The organism is Caenimonas sp. SL110 (genome assembly GCF_001044395.1).
Lineage (GTDB): Bacteria > Pseudomonadota > Gammaproteobacteria > Burkholderiales > Burkholderiaceae_C > Ramlibacter.
The window spans coordinates 1-18,692 of record NZ_JANU01000030.1 but is presented as its reverse complement, the minus strand read 5'-3'; the positions used below and the strand labels follow the sequence as shown (position 1 = coordinate 18,692).

The window sequence follows — 18,692 nt, the reverse complement described above, 5'->3', positions numbered from 1 at the left end:
AGTCACTCCGGGGGAATTCAGTCGTTGAAAACAGCGATGCGTTTCTCGCGCGATGCACGCACGGTCTCGACCTGGTTGGGCGTGCCCAGCAGCTTTTGCTGCTCCACGCATTCGGCCAGGAGGCCCGGCGCTGCGGCTGTAGCGCTCTGGGCGCCCAGCAATCGCTTCATCGCGCGCACGGCTTCAGGGCTTTTGCTGGCGATCTCGCGCGCAGTGTTCAGCGCGAGCGCCTTCGGATCGGCAACCACGCGCGTGACCAGGCCGTAGCCCTGTGCTTCGACGGCCTCGAAGGTGCGGCCTGTGAAGGCCAGTTCGCGCACCACGTCGTCGCGCATCAGGTCGTAGAACCGCACCGTGCCGCCCATGTCGGGCACCAGGCCCCAATTGACTTCCATGATGGACATGCGCGCGTCGGGCGTTGCGTAGCGAAAGTCGGCGCCCAGGGCCAGTTCGAGCCCGCCCCCCAGCGCAAAGCCGTGCACGGCCGCAATCACTGGCACCGGCAGTTCGCGCCAGATCCAAGCCGCATACTGGAAGCGGTTGCACAGGCCGTGCGTGCGCTCGACAAGGTCGCGCGTCCCGGCGATCGAACCATCTTTCATGTCGGCGAGCACCTGCATGTCGATGCCTGCGCAAAAGCCCTTGCCTTCGCCCGCCAGCACAACGGCGCGCACGGTGCGGTCTGCTCGCAGGCGTTCGCCCGCCGCAATCAGGGCGTCGAACATCGGCCCATCCAGGGCATTGGATTTGTCGATGCGCACCAGCGTCACGCGGGCCACCCCGTCACCATCGACCTGTACTGAAACCCGTTCGTTGTCGTTCATTCAAAGGACTCCTCGGTCAGGCGTTTCGCCACTTCTTCCAGCATCACTTCGGTCGCACCGCCGCCAATGGTCAGGATGCGGGCGTCGCGCGTCATGCGCTCCATCGGGCAGTCGGCCATGTAGCCCGCGCCGCCGTGCAGTTGCAGGCACTCGCGCATGACGTCCTGCACGGTCTCGCCGGCCAGTGCCTTGACCATCGACACTTCGCGCACGCAGTCATGGCCCTGCGCCACGCGCACGGCGGTTGCTTGCACCAGCGACCGCACGGCCTCGTGGCGCGCGGCCAGCATGGCAAGCCGCTGGCGCGTCGCCTGCAGGTCCCACAAGGTGCCGCCGAAAGCGCGACGTGACTTGACGTGCGACAGCGTGACCTGCAGGGCTTTTCGCCCCAGGCCCACCGCCATCGCGCCGAGCACCAGGCGCTCGTTTTGAAAGTTCTGCAGGATGGCCTGGAAGCCCGCGTTCTCTTCGCCGAGCAGGCAATCTGCGGGCAACTTCGCCTGGGTGAACACCATGTCGGCGATGTCCGAGGAATGCAGCCCCAGCTTGCGCGGCATCGGCCTGATCTGCAGGCCGGGCGTGTCCGGCTGCACGATGAACAATGAGATGCCGCGAGTGGGTTTGGCCTGCATGTCGGTGCGCGCCGCGACCACCATCACGTCGCCGTGGACGGCGTTAGTTGCATAGGTCTTCACGCCATCGAGCACCCAGCCATCGCCCTCGCGGCGCGCGGTCGTTCGCATCGCGGCGAGGTCCGAGCCGGCTTCGGGCTCCGAAACCGCGATGCCGCAGATCAGGTCGCCAGCGAGCATGCCGGGCAGAAAGCGTTTGCGCTGCTCGGGGGTGCCGCGATGCGCGATGTGGGTAGATGACATGTCGGTGTGGATCAGCACCGCCTCGGCGACGCCCCCGTACGACGAGGCAGAGATCTCCTGCGAGAACACCACCGAGCCGATAGGCCCCAGGTCCGTGCCGCCGTCTTCTGTGCGATGGCACACCCCCAGCAGGCCCGCAGCACCGAGCGCGCGGAACGCCGAGTGCGGCGTGGTGCCGGCTTCTTCCCAGGCATCGCCGTGAGGCGTGATGTGTTCCCGCACGTGACGCCTCGCGGCACCTTGAAGCTGGACGATGCGAGGGTCGTCGAAGGACGTCGGTCGGGTCATTTGCGGATCATATAATAAACCGACACGGCGGACTATTAATGGTTTTCCCGGCAGCCCGTATCCGGATGCTTTGCGGCGCAGCTCAACCGTTGCGCGTCATGCGAGCGGCATGGCGATGCGGCAAAATCGCGGCGATGAAACCGATCCTGCTTGTCCCTGGCCGTACAGACTCTCTCAGCGGCGGGTACTCGGCGCCCGTGCAGGCCGGCTGATGGAAGAGGTTTCGCCCGCAAAGCCGCTTCGCACGCTTCGTTTGCTCGGGGTGCTCAGCCTGGCGATCCCGTTGCTGATCTATGCCGCATTCGGTGCGTTTCGTTATTTTGATTCGAACGTGCTGGCCGAAAAACGCGTGACCCGGTCGCTGCGGGTCGCGTATGACCATGCAACCAACGTCCTCAAGAGCGCTGAAGCCTCCCAGGACCGCCTGCTCGACCAGGTCTCGGGCAAGACGCTGGGGGAACTGCGCGATTCGCAGGAGAGCCTGCACAGCCTGTTGCTGGCCTACATGAAAGACCGGCCGCAGATCCAGTCGATCTGGATCATCGGTGCCGACGGCGCGCCGATCGCGACCAGCAGGTTCTTGCCGGTGCAGGCGCTGGACTTCCAGGACCGCGCGTATTTCCAGTTCCACAAATCGGGGCAGGGCGGCCGCTTTGTCTCGGCCCCGTTCGTGTCGCGCACGACCGGCGAGAAGATCATCGACATCAGCGCGCGCTTCAACGGGCCGCAGGGGCAGTTCGGTGGCGTGGTCAACATCAGCCTTTACGCCTCCTATTTCGAACGCTTTTATGCCGACCTCGTCTCCGATGAGCCGGGGCTCGCGGTGAACCTGTTTCACCAGGACGGTGCCATCTACACGCGCTGGCCGCTGGTGGACAAGGCCCCGGATCGCCTGGGCCCGAACAGTCCCGTGCTCAAGCGAGTCTTGAACGGTGAATCGTTCGCGCAGTTTCGCGGCATCTCGTCGATCGATGGTGCCGACAGGCTGCTGTCTTTCCGGCGTGTGGGCGCGTATCCGATTTATGTGGGCACCGGAATGAACCTGTCGATCCAGCGCTACGAGCTCGGCAAGGAACTCGCGTTGCTGCTGGCGCTGGGACTCGTCCCCTTTGCTGCACTGTTCTACACGGCGCAGGTCGCCTACCGCCGCACGCGCGACGCGCTGGAATCGGCCGAGCGGCTGAGGACCGAAACCGCAACCCGGCAGCGGGCCGAGGACGCCTTGCGCCAGGCGCAAAAGCTGGAGGCGCTCGGGCGTCTGACAGGGGGTGTCGCGCACGACTTCAACAACGCATTGATGGTCATCAGCAACAACTCGTTCCTGCTCAAGCGGCATGTGGCCGAGCCGGGACAAAAGCAGCTCGGCTCGATCATGAGGGCCGTGGATTCGGCCACCAAGCTGACCCGGCAATTGCTCGCGTTTTCGCGGCGGCAGGCCCTGGTACCCGAGCGGGTCCAGTTGCAGGAGCGCCTGCCTTCAGTGGTGGATCTGATCGGCCCGGTGCTGGGCAGCCAGATTGCCTTGTCGGTCGCGGTGGCGCCCGATACGAAGCCGGTCATGGTTGATTGGGCCGAGCTCGAACTGGCTCTGCTCAACCTGGGAATCAATGCACGCGATGCCATGCCGGGTGGCGGCAAGTTCTCGATCAGCGCGCGCAACGCCCTTGAAAAGGTGCCGGAAAAGTTGGGCCGGGAAGCGGTCCTCATCGAAGCGGCGGACACCGGCGTTGGCATCGAGCCGGCGGCGCTCGCCAAGGTGTTTGAACCGTTCTTCACCACCAAGCCGGTGGGTGAGGGCACCGGCCTGGGGCTCGCGCAGGTGTACGCGCTTTGCGACCGCGCAGGCGGTGTCGCGGAGATTCACAGCACGGTGGGCGTGGGCACGCGGGTATGCCTCTTTTTCCCGCCGGCCGGTGGCACCGAAAGCGCGGCGGCTCGCGTTCTGGCGCCCATCAATCGCGACCTGGGCAAGTCGGTGCTGCTGGTCGAAGACAACAACCAGGTTGCGGGCGCGCTCATTCCCTTGCTGGAGGCGCTCGGCTGTACGGTCACGCGGCTGGACCGTGCTGACGCTGCGCGCGGATGGCTGGCTGCGCAGGAACGGTTGCCCGACGTCGTCCTGACCGATGTGGTCATGCCCGGCGAGCTGGACGGCATCGGACTGGCGAAGGCGTTGCGCCAGGAGCGGCCGGATTTGCCGCTGGTGCTGATGACCGGTTATGCCGAGCAGCTGGAATCGATTGCGGCGCTGGGCTTTGAGGTGCTGCCCAAGCCCTGTTCGGCGGAAGTCCTGAGCGCCGCACTGGCGCGCGCGACGGGGATCACGCGCTGAACTTTCACGAGGACTGTGAGTGCGGCTGACCAGACGCCGTGATTGCGAATGACCAAAGGCTGTCATTGCGGATAACCAAAGGCTGTCATTGCGGACTCGATCCGCAATCCATCTCTGATCAGGCGCAGTCGCCGCTTCGCGGTGGATGCCGGATCAAGTCCGGCATGACAGCCGGGGGAGGCAGCTGTGTTCGCGGCTTTCTCAAGGCTGCAATGACCGGCAATTGGAATCCGCGCCTCAGGCAGCAGGCTCGGCGTCCAGATCAGGCTCGGCGTCCGGGTCGGGCTTGGCGCTGGGCGTGGTGTCGGCGGGCACCAGCTCTGGCGTTGACTGGCGCAATGCAGCCTTCTCGCCTGCCGTCGCAAATTTGCTGTACTTCGACAGGATCGCGACGAGCTGTCCATAAATCTTGGGGCTGCCTGCCACGCATTCGCGTTGCTCCAGAAATTCGGATTCGCCGGTGAAATTGCCGATGAGACCGCCAGCTTCAGTCACCAGCAGCGAGCCCGCGGCCACGTCCCATGCAGACAGGCCGGTCTCGAAAAATCCATCCGTGAAACCTGCCGCCACATACGCCAGGTCGAGCGCTGCGGCGCCGGGCCTGCGCAGGCCGGCGGTGCGCTGCATGACGTCGGCCATCATGCGCAGGTAGTTGTTGAAGTTGTCGCCCGGACGGAACGGAAAGCCGGTGGAGATCAGGCACTGGCGCAGGTCGATGCGCTTGGACACGCGGATGCGCCTGTCGTTCATGTAGGCGCCGCGGCCCTTGGTCGCGGTGAAGAGGTCGTTTCGGCTCGGGTCGTAGATGACTGCTTGCTCGATCTTGCCGCGCACCTGCAAGGCGATGCTCACGCAGTAGACCGGAAAGCCGTGGATGAAATTGGTGGTGCCGTCCAGCGGATCGATGATCCAGATGTGGTCGGCATCCTTGGCGCCATGCGTCTTGCCCGATTCTTCAGCCCAGATGCCGTGGTGTGGATACGCCGTGAGCAGCGTCTCGATGATGGTGTCTTCGCTGGCATGGTCGACTTCGGTGACGAAATCGTTGACCTGCTTTTGCGAGATGCGGACCGATTCGACGTCCAGCGCTGCGCGGTTGATGATGGCGCCGGCGGCGCGTGCGGCCTTGACGGCCACGTTGAGCATGGGGTGGAGATTGGGAGACGACATGTTGTTAATCGAGGAGCAGGCGCCGTGAGGGCGGAACCGCGGCCCGGCGATGCAGGCGGCGACAATGGCGTGATTTTACAGCCGGGGCCTGACATGGGCCTGTCCCACACGTGAAGACCCGTTTTATCCTCATCCATACCAGCCATGCAGGCAATGTCGGCGGGGCGGCACGCGCGATGAAGGTCATGGGGTTCGATGATCTGGTGCTCGTCGCGCCGCGCTGGCCCAACGTGCTCAGGCGCGAAGAGACCATCCAGCGTGCGAGCGGCGCGCTCGATGTGCTGCAGAACGCGCGTATCGTCGAAACCCTGGACGAAGCGCTCGACGACATGAGCTACCTGTGCGCCACCGCGATGGTGCCGCGCGATTTCGGCCCACCCACTTTTTCGCCGCGCGAGCATTTGCCTGGGTTGGCCAGGGTGCAGGGCCATCAGGGCGTCGCCTTTCTCTTTGGCTCGGAGCGGTTCGGGATGAGCAACGACGACGTGTACCGGTGCCACGCAGCGCTGCAGATACCGACCAACCCGAAGTTCGGCTCGCTCAATCTCGCGGCGGCGATCCAGGTGATCGCGTATGAGTGGCGTGGGGCGTTGGGAGGGTTCGCTGCGCAAGGCAGTGACCCTGTCGAAGATGGATTGCGGATCGAGTCCGCAATGACAGCCTCCGAGCCGATTGCCGACGCCAAATCCGTCGCCGGCATGCTCGCGCACTGGGAGCAATCCCTCATCGACATCGACTTCCTCGACCCTGCCGCGCCCAAGAAACTCATGCCGCGCCTGAACGCGCTTTTCAACCGGGCGAACCTGACCCCCGAAGAAATCCACATCCTGCGTGGTGTTGCCAAGGCCATGTCGCAAGCAGCCGCAAAAGTTAAACGATAGACTGCCTGCATAACCTCATAGCCACGAGTCATGTTCAGCCGCCTGCGTTCCGATATCCAGTGCATCCTCGACCGCGATCCTGCCGCGCGCAGCAAGTGGGAAGTGCTCACGTGTTATCCGGGCCTGCATGCCATCGTGATGCACCGGCTTGCGCACTGGTTCTGGACGCACGGCCTGAAATGGCTGGGCCGTTTTGTGTCGATGGTGTCGCGCTGGCTGACCGGCATTGAAATCCATCCCGGCGCGATCATCGGCAACCGCGTGTTCTTCGACCATGCGATGGGCGTCGTCGTCGGCGAGACGGCCGAGATTGGCGACGGCTGCACCATCTACCAGGGTGTCACGCTGGGCGGCACATCGCTCTACAAGGGCGAGAAACGCCACCCGACGCTGGGACGCGACGTGGTGGTGAGCGCAGGCGCCAAGGTGCTCGGCGGCTTCCTGGTCGGTGATGGCGCCAAGATCGGCAGCAATGCGGTGGTGATCAAGCCGGTGCCTGCGGGTGCGACGGCGGTGGGAATCCCGGCGCGGATCATTCCCTCGAAGGAGGGCACCAGCGCTGATGTCACCACGGCATCGTCGAAGTTCTCCGCTTACGGCATCACGCTGGAAGACGATCCGCTGTCGCAGGCCATGAAGGGGCTGATCGACAACGCTTCGTCCCAGGAGCACCAGATTGCCTTGCTGTGGCAGGCGATCGAAAAGCTGTCCGAGGCGTCCGCCGCCGGCAAAGGCGGTCGCGACTGCGTGCCTTGCGACGCGGCGCTCAAGGAATGCTTCGAGGCCGAGAAGCTGACCCAGCTGGTGGGCAAGTGATTCAGGCCTGAGTCGGTTTGCGCTGACTTGCGCGTCAGCCGATTCCTACATTCGATCAGCCTGACTTTTGGCATATTGGCCGATTGTCCGCAGCACTTGCGCGGACGCACGTATTCCCCTCCACCCCGAATTACGCCGGACCTTGGATTTTCAGGACCCCCTAGCTTCGTCGCCAGTGCCGGACATCCAGCATTGCGCTGACGAGCCTATCCGCGTGCCCGGAGCGATTCAGCCGCATGGCCGTCTGGTCGTGGCCGATCGGCAGTTGCAGCTCGTCGCCTGGAGCGAGAACTGGGGTGCGCGCGAGGCGGCCGGATCGGCGCTCGCGGCGGTGCAGGCCCTGGCGTTCGGGGAATTCGCCCGATTGCCCCCAGCCGATGCGCCCACGCCATTGCCGCCGGTCGAGCTTTCGAGCGGGGCGTGCGACGTTCTGGCCCACCGAAGCGGCGAGTTCCTCGTCTTCGAGTTCGAGCCTGCAGTCGCGGGCAGTGGCACGCAGGCGCCGATCTATTCGCTTGCGCGCCGGTTCCTGCAGGAGCTGCAGCAAGCCCCCGGCGTCATCGAGCTGGCGCAACTGGCAGCGCGTGAAATGAAGCGCCTGACCGGGTTCGGGCGTTGCCTGGTTTATCGCTTTGACGAGAATGGTCATGGCGAGGTGCTGGCCGAGCGCATCGAGCAGGACTACGACTCCTACGAGGGCCATCACTTTCCCGGCGCGGACATTCCTGCCCAGGCCCGTGAGCTCTACCGCATCAATCGCATCCGGCTGATTCCCGACGCGAGCTATCAACCGGTTGCGCTGGTAGGCGCCCAGCCGGGATTCGATCCTCGTTCGATCGACCTGGGCTGGGCGAGCCTTCGCAGCGTCTCACCGGTGCATCTCGAATACATGGTGAACATGCGCACGCTGGCATCGATGTCGGTATCCATCGTGGTGCGCGGGCAGCTCTGGGGCCTGATCTCGTGCCATCACCATGAACCGCTGATGCTGCCGTATCCCGTGCGTGCCGCTTGCGAGCACCTGGGCCAGCTGATGTCGTTGCAGGTGGAGGCCAAGCAGGACAAGGCCGAAGTGTCGGTGGCCGGCGATCTTCGCAAGCTCACGCTGGAGATCGTGTCGCACCTGGCCGAAAGCGACGCCACGCTGCAGCGGCTGGTGAGCGAGCCGGTGCCGTTGCTGCGGCTGGCGTCTGCAACAGGCGCCGCCGTGGTGCTCGATGACGAATGCTGGACGGTGGGCCGTACGCCGCCGACAGAGACTTTGCAGGCGCTCGCGTCGTGGGTGGTGGCGCGAGGGCGTGCTGTCTTTTCGACGGACCGGCTGCCTGCGGATTTCGCCGGTTTCGCCCGATCTGGCGATCAGCCGGACGCGCCTGCGGGCCTGCTGGCCATTTCGATTTCGCAGGTCCACCGTCATCTGGTCATGTGGTTCCGGCCGGAGCTGGTGCAAACCATCCAGTGGGCGGGCGATCCGCGCAAGGAGATACGCGGCAGCGACGGGCGCATTCATCCGCGGCGAAGCTTTGCGAGCTGGCGCGAGCAGGTGCGAGGACGGTCTGCACCGTGGTCGCCTTCGGAAATTGACGCGGCCGACGAGTTGCGGCAGGCGTTGATAGGCATCGTCTTGCGGCGTGCCGAAGAGATGGCCGAAGTGGCTACCGAGCTGGGCCGGGTCAACAAGGAACTTGAAGCGTTCTCGTACACCGTCTCGCACGACCTTCGGGCACCCATGCGCCACATCGCCGGCTACGTCGATCTCGTACTCGATCTGGACGGCAAACAGCTGGGCGACACATCACGGCGCTATCTTTCGCATGTGAAGGAAGCGTCGGCCTATGCGGGGCAGCTGGTCGATGCGCTGCTTGATTTTTCGCGCATGGGGCGATCGGCGCTCAAGCTGTCGGAAGTCAATGTGTCGTCGCTCGTGCGCGAGCTGACGAGAGAGGCCGCGTTGCATGAAAAGGACCGTTCCATCGAGTGGGAGGTCGAGCATCCGTTGCCGTCCCTTCGCGCCGATCCGTTCCTGCTGCAGGTCGCCGTGCGCAACCTGCTGTCCAACGCCGTCAAATACACGCGCGGCCGCACGCCGGCACGAATTGCGATTCGCGGCATCCGCTCGCCTGCGGGTGTCGGCATCGAGGTGTCCGACAACGGCGTCGGCTTCCAGATGAAATACGTGAACAAGCTGTTCGGCGTGTTCCAGCGCCTGCACCAGGCCGAGGAGTTCGAAGGAACCGGCATCGGCCTGGCCAATGTGCGGCGCATCGTCGAGCGACACGGCGGCACTGTCTGGGCGCGCGGCGAACCCGGCCAGGGCGCCACGTTTGGTTTTTTCCTTCCCAACCCGGAACCTTAAAGATGCTCAAGCCCATCTTGCTTGTCGAGGACGACAAGCGCGACCTCGAACTGACCCTTGTCGCACTGGAGCGCAGCAAGCTCTCCAACGAAGTCATCGTCGTGCGCGACGGCGCGCAGGCGCTCGATTACCTCTTGCGCGACGGCGACTTTCGCACCCGGGAAGAGGGCAATCCGGCGGTGATCATGCTCGACCTCAAGCTGCCCAAGGTCAATGGACTGGAAGTGCTGCAGACGGTGCGCGCGACCCCATCGCTGCGAAGCGTGCCGGTGGTGATGCTCACGTCGTCGCATGAAGAGTCCGATGTGGTGCAAAGCTACGAACTGGGCGTGAATGCGTACGTGGTCAAGCCGGTGGAGTTCAAGCAATTCGTGGCCGCCATCGCAGACCTGGGAATCTTCTGGGCCGTTCTCAATGAGCCCCCGCCCGGCTCCCTGAAGTCGAGCCGCCGTTATGAATGACACCGCGACCTCGACCCTGTTTTCGGCCACGCCGCTGAAATTGCTGCTGCTGGAGGACTCGCGCTTTGACGCGGAACTGCTGCGCGAGAGCCTGGCCCGCAGCCATCCACGCGCAAGCGTGGTCACCGTCTCCGATGAGGAATCGTTTGTGGACGCGCTGATCGAGGGCGGCTGGGACCTGATCCTGTCGGACTATGAGCTGCCGGGTTTCAGCGGGACCCAGGCACTGAAAGAAGCACGCGAGCGCCTGCCTGCAACGCCTTTCATTTTCGTGTCGGGCGTGATCGGCGAAGACAACGCAGTCGAGATGCTCAAGCGCGGCGCAACCGATTACGTCAGCAAGGGCAGGCTGTCACGGCTGGCACTGGTGATCGAACGGGCGCTGCGCGAAGTAGCCGCGCAAGATGCGCGCTGGAGCGCGGAAGCACGCCTGCGCGAGGCAGATGCGGTGTTCGCCAGGGTCGTGGAAGCCCTTCGCGATTACGCGGTGATCCTGATGGACGAGCAGGGCGCAATCCGCTCGTGGAACGGTGCCGCGCAGCAGATATTCGGGCTTGAGCGTTCGGGCGTCATCGGCCGATCTGCGCGGTTGCTGTTCACGCCTGAAGACCGCGAGGCGGGTGTTCTCGAGCAGGAGCTGCGTGACGCACGCGAGCGCGGCAAGGCCAATGACGACCGCTGGATGATGCGAAGCGACGGCCTGCGACTGTGGGCCGAAGGCGTGCTGACGCCCCTGTACGGTGACGACCGCGAGCTCAATGGCTATTGCAAGATCGTGCGCGATGCCACCGAGCAATACCGAAATGCCGAGGCGCTGCGTGCGGCCAAGGAACAGGCCGAGCGCGCCAACCAGGCCAAGGACCGGTTCCTGGCGGTCCTGTCGCATGAACTGCGCACGCCGCTCACGCCCATCCTCACCGCAACCCATTTGCTGGAACGACTCGCCGTGGTGCCCGAGCAGCAGAGCAACCTGCTGCCGATGATCCGGCGCAACGTCGCCCTCGAAGCCAGGCTGATCGACGACTTGCTCGATGTCACGGCCATCTCGTGCGGAAAGGTGTCGCTCAAGAAAGCGAGCGTTGACATGCATCGCGTGATCGCCAATGTCGTGGACATGCTGGCCGGGCAAATCGAGGAAGCGGGCGTCATCGTCACGCAGGATCTGGCGTCGGGTAACGCGCGCGTGGAAGGTGATGAAGCCCGGCTGCAGCAGGTGGTGTGGAACGTGGTTCGCAACGCCGTCAAGTTCACGCCGCATGGGGGGCGGATCACGCTGCGCACCGCGCTCGATGGGCAGCGTGTGAAATTCGTTTGCACCGACTCGGGCGTGGGTATTCACCCCGATGACATCGAGCGGATATTCTCGGCTTTCGAACAGGCCAGCCCCGAGGTGCCGCGGCCATTGGGCAGCCTGGGCCTGGGCCTGGCGATTGCGCGCGGACTGGCGGCGGACCATGGCGGCACACTGTCGGCGCACAGTGATGGTCCCGGCACGGGCGCAACGTTCAGGCTCGACCTCCCCAGTCAAGCCCTGGATTCACCCGACACTGGTGATGGGGTGCAGGCCGGCTCCGAACTGCGTGCCTCGCAGGGCTGCCGGCTGCTGCTGGTCGAAGACAACATCGATGCGGCTGAAACGCTCGCGCAGTTGCTGGAGTTCTACGGGTATCGGGTCACGCATGCCGATACCTGCGCGAAGGCGCTTGAGCTGGCGCGCTCACACGACTTCGATGCGGTCCTGACCGATCTGGGCCTGCCCGATGGCAGCGGCATCGACGTGGGGCAGGCGCTCAGCGACCGGATGCCGGTGGTGGCGCTCAGTGGTTACGGCGCGGCACCGGACCTGCGGCGGTCGGCTCTGGCTGGCTTTGCGGGGCACCTGGTCAAGCCTGCGGATCCGCAGACCGTTCATCAGTCGCTTCAGGCAGCGCTTGCGGCACGCAAGGCCGATTTGGGGCGAAACGCCTTGCAGACCAATTCGTCGGTTTCAAAGTAAGGCCCGCCGATCAGGTCGATGCAGTAAGGCACGGCCGCAAAAATGCCGTTCACGAGCTGTGCGCCGTCCGGTCCCTTGAGGCCTTCCAGCGTTTCCTGGATCGACTTGGGCTGGCCGGGCAGGTTGATGATCAGGCTCTTGCCGCGAATCACCGCGACCTGGCGCGACAGGATGGCGGTGGGCACGAAACGCAGGCTGATCTGGCGCATCTGCTCACCGAAACCGGGCATCTCCTTGTCTGCGACGGCAAGGGTCGCCTCGGGTGTGACATCGCGCAGTGCGGGGCCGGTGCCTCCCGTTGTGAGCACGAGTGAGCAACCGGCATCCACCAGTTCGATCAACGCGGCGCTGATGCCGGCCTGCTCATCAGGAATCAGGCGCGGCGCGAATGTGATCGGATTCTTCAGCGCGCGTGTGAGCCAGTCTTTCAAGGCGGGCAGTCCCTTGTCTTCATAGACGCCGCTGGAGGCGCGGTCGCTGATGGAGACGATGCCAATCGTTACGGGGTCATGGGTGGGTGTCATGAGCGGCGGCTATGAATCGCGGGGGTCGTACGAGTCGTCGTCGTTTTCCGGCGCATCGTGGGCGCTGTCCAGGCCGTCTCGCACCAGCTGGAAGATCTCGCGGTAGGCGCGGCCGTGTCGGGGGACCAGGCCCTTTGATACCTGATCAGGCGTGGGCTGCACATCCTTGCGTGCCTGCCGGATCAGGGCGCGCAGCTGCTGCGTGTCGGTTTTGGGATTGGCGGTGAGCCAGGCCTCGAAGGCTTCATCGCGCGCGATGAGGTCATCGCGCCACTTTTCCGCTTCGTGCAGTGACTGGGACTCACGCGCTGATCCCTTTTGCTGTGCTTCGAGGGCTTCTTTCACAGCCGCGATCGCGTCCGGGTCGAGCAGGCGCATCAGCTTGCCGATGAATTGCATCTGGCGGCGCTTGCCTTCGAAGTTGGTGATGCGCTTGGCTTCGGCGATGGCGTCGGCCAGCTTTTCGGACAGCGGCAAGCCTTCGAACAGATCGGCGCGCAGTGTCAGCAAAGCCTCGCCCAGCTTTTGCAGCTGGTCGCTCTCGCGTTTGAGGTCCGTACGGCTCGCCTCATTCGTGCCTTTGAGCTCCGCCTTGAGTTCGAGGTCGAGCTCGCTGCCTTCGGCGACGAACTGGCCGCGGACGAAATAGCCTTTTTTGGGTTTGCGTGACATGGGGGCAGCTATCATAGCTGCCACATGAAGAACAAAGATTCAAGCGCGCAAGATGGCTTCGCTTATAGCCGCGCCACTTTCGAGGAACTCGTCGATACGGCGCTGGCCCACGCCAAAAAACTCGGTGCTACCGCGGCCGGCGCTGAAGCCTCCGAAGGTTGCGGCCTGAGCGTCTCGGCCCGGCTGGGCGAGCTTGAAAACGTCGAGCGCAATCGGGACAAGTCGCTCGGCGTGACGGTGTACGTCGGCAAGCGCCGCGGCAATGCGAGCACCTCTGATTTCTCCAAAGCCGCGATCGAGCAGACCGTTCGCGCGGCGTATGACATCGCCAGCTTCACCGCCGAAGACTCCTTCGCGGGCCTTCCCGACCCCGACGAAATCGCGCAGCCCGCTGAACAGCCCGACCTGGACATGTTCCACCCGTGGAGCATCAATAGCGAAGAGGCGGCGCAGATTGCACTGGCCTGCGAAGCTGCGGCGTTTGCCACCAGCAAGAAGATCACCAACAGCGAAGGCGCAGGCGTTTCGGCCCAGCAGAGCCACTTCTTCAGTTCTCACACCGGCGGCTTTCGAGGGGGCTACGCCAGCTCGCGGCACTCGGTGTCCGTGGCGCCGATTGCAGGCAAGGGCGACGGCATGCAGCGCGATGCGTGGTACAGCTCGATGCGCAACGCATCGGAGCTGTCATCGCCGGAATCCATCGGGCGCTATGCGGCGCAGAGAGCCTTGTCGCGGCTGAAGTCGCGCAAGATCAGCACGCGCGAATGCCCGGTGTTGTTCGAGTCGCCGCTGGCCGCCGGACTGCTCGGAGGCTACGTGCAGGCCACGAGCGGCGGGGCCTTGTATCGCAAGAGCACGTTCCTGACCGATTCGCTGGGCAAGAAGGTGTTGCCGGCCCATATCGACATTCTGGAAGACCCTCACGTCAAGCGCGGCAAGGGCAGCGCGCCTTTCGACGAGGAAGGTGTTCGTACCAAGGCGCGCAAGGTCGTGGACCAGGGCGTTGTTCAGGGCTATTTCCTCAGCAGTTATTCGGCGCGCAAGCTGGGCATGAAGACCACAGGCAATGCGGGCGGGTCGCACAACCTGACGCTGACATCACGCCTGACCAAGCCGCAAGACGACCTTGACGCCATGCTGCGCAAGCTGGGCACGGGCTTGTTTGTGATTGAACTGATGGGCCAGGGCGTGAACTACGTGACGGGCGACTACTCGCGAGGCGCAAGTGGCTTCTGGGTGGAAAACGGCGAGATCGCCTATCCGGTGCAAGAGATCACGATCGCCGGCAATCTCAAGACCATGCTGGCCGGGATTCAGGCCGTTGGCGCCGACACCTACAACTACGGCGCGAAGACGGTCGGGTCGGTGCTGGTCAACAAGATGAAGGTGGCTGGCAGCTAAAAAAGGGCTGTCATACCGGGCTCGACCCGGTATCCACCGCGCAGCGGCTACGGCCGTCGAAGGCATGGACTGCGGCTCAAGGCCGCAGTGACAGCCAATTCAAGCTCGCAATGAAACACTAGCCAGCCAAAGCCGCCTTCACCGCGGCGCTGACCTGACCCATGTCCGCCTTGCCGGCCAGGCGCGACTTCACTGCGCCCATGACCTTGCCCATATCGCCAGGGCCGGTGGCGCCCAGCTCAGCAACGATAGCCTTCACCTCGGCGGTCACTTCGTCCGCCGAAAGGCGTGCAGGCAGGTAGGCCTGCAACACGAGCACTTCCGATTTTTCCTTGTCGGCAAGGTCCTGGCGACCGGCCTTCTCGAACGCTTCGATGCTGTCCTTGCGCTGCTTGAGCATCTTGTCGACGATGGCGATCACGGCCACGTCGTCCAGCTCGATGCGCTCATCGACTTCCTTTTGCTTCATGGCTGCCGTCAGCAGGCGGATCGTGCCGAGCCGCTCGCTGTCCTTGGCGCGCATGGCGGCCTTCATCTCTTCGGTGATGCGTTCCTTGAGGGTGGTCATGAGGTTTGTCCTGTTCGAAAATGGGCCAGAAACGACAAAGCCCGCTTGAGCGTCCCCAAGTCGGGCTTTGGTGACACCGGTAAGGGTGTCTTTCGCGGTCAGTACAGCTTCTTGGGAAGCTGCATGCTGCGAACGCGCTTGTAATGGCGCTTGACGGCAGCTGCCTTCTTGCGCTTGCGCTCTGCGGTGGGCTTTTCGTAGAACTCGCGTGCGCGAAGTTCGGTCAGCAGGCCCAGCTTTTCGATGGTGCGCTTGAAGCGGCGAAGTGCCACGTCAAAAGGTTCGTTTTCTTTAACTCGGATGGTCGTCATCAGCTCGTGAATTCCAGATGTGCCGCCAGAGGGTGCCAGGGAGATCGGGCCCAGGCGCCTTGGTCGGCGATGTTCCCCAACTAGGGATGATCAGGCCGTTGGGGTTTGCCAGCAAAGCCTGAGATTATAGCCCTGATCCGGGGTGCAGCAAGTGGCTAGGCCGCTACCTCTGCCATGGCGTTTGCGCAAGCCGCGGCGCTGGCCCATGCCCATTGGAAGTTGTATCCGCCCAGCCAGCCCGTCACATCGACCACTTCGCCAATGAAATACAGGCCCGGCTGGGTCGATTCCATCGTCTGCGACGACAGGTCGCGCGTGTCGACCCCACCGGCTGTGACCTCTGCCTTTTTGTAGCCCTCGGTGCCCGATGGTGTTAGCGTCCAGCGCGTGAGGCGCTCGGCCAGCTGTGCCAGCGCCTTGTCGCTCGCCTCGTTGATCGGGCGCTGCAGGGCGGGATCCTGCGCAACCCAGGCATCGGCCAGCCGCGAAGGCACGATCTGGGCGAGTTCGTTGGCGACGAGCTTGCGGGATGTGGCCTTGGCATGCGCCAGCGCCTGGGGGACATGGATATCGGGAGCCAGATTGATGCGGATCGGCTCACCCTCGCGCCAGTAACTGGAGATCTGGAGCACCGCCGGCCCGCTCAGGCCGCGGTGGGTGAACAGCAGGTCTTCGTGAAAAGTCACCTTGGCCGATCGTCCTGAGCCAGTCGAAGGGCCACCCGTCTCGATCACCACCGGTAGCGCCAACCCCGCAAGCTGGGAGTAGGGAGCCCAGCCTTCACCGTCGAATGTCATCGGGACCAGGGCAGGCCGGGTTGCTGCCATGCGCAGGCCGAATTGCCTGGCGATCCGGTAGCCGAAATCGGTCGCGCCGATCTTGGGAATCGAGAGCCCGCCCGTTGCAATGACCAGGAAGCGCGAGCTGACGGCGCCCCTGGATGTCTTGAGTTCATACCCGTCCGGCGACGAAGCAACGCCGTCAACACTGCACGGCTGCCATCGGGTAACACCACCGGCATCGCATTCGCGCAGCAGCATCTGGATGAAGTCTTCGGACGAGCGGTCGCCAAAAAGCTGTCCCTTGTGCTTTTCATGAAACGGGATGCCGTGCTTTTGCACCATCGCGATGAAATCAGATGGTGTGTAGCGCGATAGGGCCGAGCGGCAGAAGTTCTGGTTTTCTCCCAGGAAGTGCTTGTGGGGTGCCTTGATGTCGAGGTCGCGGTTGGTGAAGTTACACCGCCCGCCTCCAGCGATGCGCACTTTCTCTGCCACCTTTTCGCTGTGATCCACCAGCAGGACCTTGAGGCCTTTCTGCCCGGCCAGCGCCGCGCAAAAAAGCCCCGCCGCACCGGCTCCGATGATCACTGCATCAAAGCGTGCGGACCCTTCCTGCATCAGGCAACGCGGACAGCAGGAGCGCAGCTTGCTGCGGCCACACCCTTGACGACATCGCCGATGACGATGACGCAAGGGCTGGCGAGCTTTTCGCGCGCGATGGTCTGTGTGAGGTCGCCGAGTGTGGTCACGGCCTGGCGCTGATCGGGCAAGCTGGCGCGCTGCACGATCACGCAGGGGGTAGCCGCGGGCAGCGCGGTGAGCAGTTGCTCCTGAATGCGCGCCGCCCCGCTGACACCCATGTAAATCACCAGTGTGAGCTTTGCTTCGCGCACAGCCACGGCCAGCGATCGCCAGTCGGCGCCTTGCGAGCCGGGATGCGAGTGCCCGGTGACAAAGACCACGCCGTGCGCGTGTTCCCGATGTGTCAGTGGAACGCGCAGCGAGGTGACCGCAGCAAGGCCGGAGGTGATGCCATTGATGACTTCAACTTCTACATCTGCTGCCAGCAGATGCTCCACTTCTTCACCGCCTCGCCCAAAGATGAACGGGTCACCGCCTTTGAGCCGAACGACGTTCTCGCCTTCGCGTGCGGCCATCACCATCAGCTTTTCGATGAAAGCCTGCGGTGTGCTCTTGCAGCCGCCGCGCTTGCCGACATGCACGATGCGCGCTGTGGGTGATGCGAACGCAACGACATCTGCATTGACGAGGTCATCGACCAGCAGCACGGTTGCAGCCTGGATCGCTTTCAGGGCCTTGATGGTGAGCAACTCGGGATCGCCCGGACCAGCGCCCACCAGGGTCACCTTTGCGTTGAAGTTATTCGTGTTCATGTCGCCTCGCGTCATTGTGATTGTGTGGACGCAAGACGCAATATGTGTTCCACCTGCAGCCCCAAAGACGCTGGTATGGGAGTGTTACCGCTCATCACACTCTGGATGTACGCGGCAGTGGATTTCGCATCGATTTCCTTCGGCAGAAAAGGCATGTCGGTGATCGTGCCCTTGCGGCCTTCTTCGAGTGCGATCCGCTTCCCCGCGATGAACCCATCCATCTGCGGCAGGCGCCGCGCATCGGCCACGACCTCGCCTTCGGTGCCGCGCAGGAGCAAGGCGGTGGAATGCATGAGCTCGAACACCTCGCCCATCGAGATCGCGTATTCGGGATGGGTGTAGCTGCTCACGATGACGGCCGGGCCGTCGCACGGGTTCATGAGCTTGACCAGGCTGTGGCTCGAATTGCGCAATCCGACGGTGCGGCGCACGTCCAGCAGGCGCTTCAATCCGGGGCATAGCAATTCGGTGGGGACAAAAGCAGCCTCGCCCGGCGCGATGGCGCGAATGCTTTCCAGCGCGTGGATGCCCAGGGCTTGCAGCACATCGTGCACGAAGACGCGATTGGATTCCGTTGCCGTGCCATGGATGAGCACCGGCAGGCCGCGTTGCGCGACGAGCAGCGCGAGCAGTGGCGTGAGGACAGGAAGCTTGCGCGCACCGTTGTAGCTGGGCAAGACCACCAGCGGCTTTTCGCAGGCCGGGATCCTGTTTGTGCGTGCGGCCGTGGCATCGAGAAAGCCGGCCATCTCTTGCGCCGTCTCGCCTTTGATCCGCATGGCAAGACAGAAAGCGCCGATTTCAAGATCAGTCACCGTGCCATCGAGCACCTGGCCGAACAGGTCCGCTGCCTGCGCGCGATCCAGCGGCCTGGCGCCTTGCTTGCCGCGGCCGATCTCCTTGATGTAGTGCGCAATGGACATGGGGCGATTGTCTCCCACGGCTCATGACCGGTGGCTATTTGGTAAATGATGGATTGAAGGTGTCGAAGATGGATTGCGGATCAAGTCCACTACTGTCCGGTAATTTTCCCGAACAGCC

At 63.9% G+C, this 18,692-nt stretch carries 17 protein-coding genes; 7 read left to right on the top strand and 10 right to left on the bottom strand.

What is annotated here, in order from left to right:
- Nucleotides 1-17: 17 nt before the first annotated feature.
- Together AQ12_RS14370 and AQ12_RS14365 are read right to left on the bottom strand one after the other, a co-directional pair.
- Nucleotides 18-824, bottom strand: coding sequence for a crotonase/enoyl-CoA hydratase family protein (locus AQ12_RS14370; protein WP_048440626.1), 807 nt, complete (start codon nucleotides 822-824; stop codon nucleotides 18-20).
- Complete coding sequence (locus AQ12_RS14365; protein ID WP_048440625.1) at nucleotides 821-1,987, bottom strand: acyl-CoA dehydrogenase family protein; 1,167 nt, start codon at nucleotides 1,985-1,987, stop codon at nucleotides 821-823. The genes AQ12_RS14370 and AQ12_RS14365 overlap by 4 nt, the downstream gene beginning before the upstream one ends.
- Nucleotides 1,988-2,198: 211 nt before the next feature.
- Here AQ12_RS14365 and AQ12_RS14360 point away from each other — a divergent pair, with 211 nt between their 5' ends.
- The gene (locus AQ12_RS14360; RefSeq protein ID WP_152682805.1) at nucleotides 2,199-4,319 is read left to right on the top strand and encodes a hybrid sensor histidine kinase/response regulator; all 2,121 of its coding nucleotides are present in this window, start codon (nucleotides 2,199-2,201) and stop codon (nucleotides 4,317-4,319) included.
- A gap of 237 nt (nucleotides 4,320-4,556) precedes the next feature.
- Here AQ12_RS14360 and AQ12_RS14355 read toward each other — a convergent pair whose 3' ends face one another.
- Nucleotides 4,557-5,489, bottom strand: coding sequence for an inositol monophosphatase family protein (locus tag AQ12_RS14355; protein ID WP_048440623.1), 933 nt, complete (start codon nucleotides 5,487-5,489; stop codon nucleotides 4,557-4,559).
- Nucleotides 5,490-5,599: 110 nt separating this feature from the next.
- Here AQ12_RS14355 and AQ12_RS14350 point away from each other — a divergent pair, with 110 nt between their 5' ends.
- The 5 genes from AQ12_RS14350 to AQ12_RS14330 all read left to right on the top strand — a co-directional run bounded on the left by AQ12_RS14350 (nucleotide 5,600) and on the right by AQ12_RS14330 (nucleotide 11,999).
- Nucleotides 5,600-6,370: an RNA methyltransferase gene (locus tag AQ12_RS14350; protein WP_048440622.1), complete on the top strand. Its 771-nt coding sequence runs from the start codon at nucleotides 5,600-5,602 to the stop codon at nucleotides 6,368-6,370.
- A gap of 30 nt (nucleotides 6,371-6,400) precedes the next feature.
- The gene (gene cysE, locus AQ12_RS14345) at nucleotides 6,401-7,186 is read left to right on the top strand and encodes a serine O-acetyltransferase (protein ID WP_048440621.1); all 786 of its coding nucleotides are present in this window, start codon (nucleotides 6,401-6,403) and stop codon (nucleotides 7,184-7,186) included.
- A 175-nt stretch (nucleotides 7,187-7,361) separates the two neighbouring features.
- Nucleotides 7,362-9,542 (top strand): ATP-binding protein, encoded by a 2,181-nt coding sequence (locus tag AQ12_RS14340; RefSeq protein WP_053076745.1) that lies wholly within the window; start codon nucleotides 7,362-7,364, stop codon nucleotides 9,540-9,542.
- Between the two features lie 2 nt (nucleotides 9,543-9,544).
- Complete coding sequence (locus AQ12_RS14335) at nucleotides 9,545-10,003, top strand: response regulator (protein WP_048440619.1); 459 nt, start codon at nucleotides 9,545-9,547, stop codon at nucleotides 10,001-10,003.
- A complete protein-coding gene (locus tag AQ12_RS14330) occupies nucleotides 9,996-11,999 on the top strand; it encodes a response regulator (RefSeq protein ID WP_048440618.1) in 2,004 nt (667 codons plus the stop codon). The genes AQ12_RS14335 and AQ12_RS14330 overlap by 8 nt, the downstream gene beginning before the upstream one ends.
- Here AQ12_RS14330 and mog read toward each other — a convergent pair.
- Both mog and yjgA read right to left on the bottom strand, forming a co-directional pair.
- Complete coding sequence (gene mog, locus AQ12_RS14325) at nucleotides 11,924-12,523, bottom strand: molybdopterin adenylyltransferase (protein WP_048440617.1); 600 nt, start codon at nucleotides 12,521-12,523, stop codon at nucleotides 11,924-11,926. The genes AQ12_RS14330 and mog overlap by 76 nt on opposite strands.
- Nucleotides 12,524-12,532: 9 nt before the next feature.
- Nucleotides 12,533-13,195: a ribosome biogenesis factor YjgA gene (gene yjgA, locus AQ12_RS14320; protein WP_048440616.1), complete on the bottom strand. Its 663-nt coding sequence runs from the start codon at nucleotides 13,193-13,195 to the stop codon at nucleotides 12,533-12,535.
- A gap of 24 nt (nucleotides 13,196-13,219) precedes the next feature.
- Between yjgA and pmbA the strand changes: the two genes are divergently transcribed.
- A complete protein-coding gene (gene pmbA, locus AQ12_RS14315; protein ID WP_048440615.1) occupies nucleotides 13,220-14,596 on the top strand; it encodes a metalloprotease PmbA in 1,377 nt (458 codons plus the stop codon).
- 118 nt (nucleotides 14,597-14,714) lie between these two features.
- Here the strand turns inward: pmbA and AQ12_RS14310 are convergent, their stop codons facing one another.
- The 5 genes from AQ12_RS14310 to ybiB all read right to left on the bottom strand — a co-directional run bounded on the left by AQ12_RS14310 (nucleotide 14,715) and on the right by ybiB (nucleotide 18,574).
- Nucleotides 14,715-15,164, bottom strand: a complete 450-nt coding sequence (locus AQ12_RS14310) for a GatB/YqeY domain-containing protein (protein ID WP_048440614.1) — start codon at nucleotides 15,162-15,164, stop codon at nucleotides 14,715-14,717.
- Nucleotides 15,165-15,262: 98 nt separating this feature from the next.
- Nucleotides 15,263-15,475, bottom strand: a complete 213-nt coding sequence (rpsU, locus tag AQ12_RS14305; protein ID WP_012346814.1) for a 30S ribosomal protein S21 — start codon at nucleotides 15,473-15,475, stop codon at nucleotides 15,263-15,265.
- A gap of 155 nt (nucleotides 15,476-15,630) precedes the next feature.
- A complete protein-coding gene (locus AQ12_RS14300; RefSeq protein ID WP_048440613.1) occupies nucleotides 15,631-16,875 on the bottom strand; it encodes an NAD(P)/FAD-dependent oxidoreductase in 1,245 nt (414 codons plus the stop codon).
- A complete protein-coding gene (cobA, locus tag AQ12_RS14295) occupies nucleotides 16,875-17,651 on the bottom strand; it encodes a uroporphyrinogen-III C-methyltransferase (protein ID WP_048440647.1) in 777 nt (258 codons plus the stop codon). The genes AQ12_RS14300 and cobA overlap by 1 nt, the downstream gene beginning before the upstream one ends.
- A gap of 11 nt (nucleotides 17,652-17,662) precedes the next feature.
- On the bottom strand, nucleotides 17,663-18,574 hold the full coding sequence (gene ybiB / locus AQ12_RS14290; protein ID WP_048440612.1) for a DNA-binding protein YbiB: 912 nt from the start codon (nucleotides 18,572-18,574) through the stop codon (nucleotides 17,663-17,665).
- Nucleotides 18,575-18,692: the final 118 nt, after the last annotated feature.

What these genes read in the sequence shown, in the direction of transcription:
- AQ12_RS14365 (WP_048440625.1), bottom strand. Translation starts at nt 1,987, where the DNA reads ATGACCCGACCGACGTCCTTCGACGACCCTCGCATCGTCCAGCTTCAA.
- AQ12_RS14330 (WP_048440618.1), top strand. Translation starts at nt 9,996, where the DNA reads ATGAATGACACCGCGACCTCGACCCTGTTTTCGGCCACGCCGCTGAAA.
- mog (WP_048440617.1), bottom strand. Translation starts at nt 12,523, where the DNA reads ATGACACCCACCCATGACCCCGTAACGATTGGCATCGTCTCCATCAGC.
- AQ12_RS14370 (WP_048440626.1), bottom strand. Translation starts at nt 824, where the DNA reads ATGAACGACAACGAACGGGTTTCAGTACAGGTCGATGGTGACGGGGTG.
- AQ12_RS14300 (WP_048440613.1), bottom strand. Translation starts at nt 16,875, where the DNA reads ATGCAGGAAGGGTCCGCACGCTTTGATGCAGTGATCATCGGAGCCGGT.
- AQ12_RS14360 (WP_152682805.1), top strand. Translation starts at nt 2,199, where the DNA reads ATGGAAGAGGTTTCGCCCGCAAAGCCGCTTCGCACGCTTCGTTTGCTC.
- pmbA (WP_048440615.1), top strand. Translation starts at nt 13,220, where the DNA reads ATGAAGAACAAAGATTCAAGCGCGCAAGATGGCTTCGCTTATAGCCGC.
- AQ12_RS14355 (WP_048440623.1), bottom strand. Translation starts at nt 5,489, where the DNA reads ATGTCGTCTCCCAATCTCCACCCCATGCTCAACGTGGCCGTCAAGGCC.
- cobA (WP_048440647.1), bottom strand. Translation starts at nt 17,651, where the DNA reads ATGAACACGAATAACTTCAACGCAAAGGTGACCCTGGTGGGCGCTGGT.
- AQ12_RS14335 (WP_048440619.1), top strand. Translation starts at nt 9,545, where the DNA reads ATGCTCAAGCCCATCTTGCTTGTCGAGGACGACAAGCGCGACCTCGAA.
- AQ12_RS14310 (WP_048440614.1), bottom strand. Translation starts at nt 15,164, where the DNA reads ATGACCACCCTCAAGGAACGCATCACCGAAGAGATGAAGGCCGCCATG.
- yjgA (WP_048440616.1), bottom strand. Translation starts at nt 13,195, where the DNA reads ATGTCACGCAAACCCAAAAAAGGCTATTTCGTCCGCGGCCAGTTCGTC.
- rpsU (WP_012346814.1), bottom strand. Translation starts at nt 15,475, where the DNA reads ATGACGACCATCCGAGTTAAAGAAAACGAACCTTTTGACGTGGCACTT.
- cysE (WP_048440621.1), top strand. Translation starts at nt 6,401, where the DNA reads ATGTTCAGCCGCCTGCGTTCCGATATCCAGTGCATCCTCGACCGCGAT.
- ybiB (WP_048440612.1), bottom strand. Translation starts at nt 18,574, where the DNA reads ATGTCCATTGCGCACTACATCAAGGAGATCGGCCGCGGCAAGCAAGGC.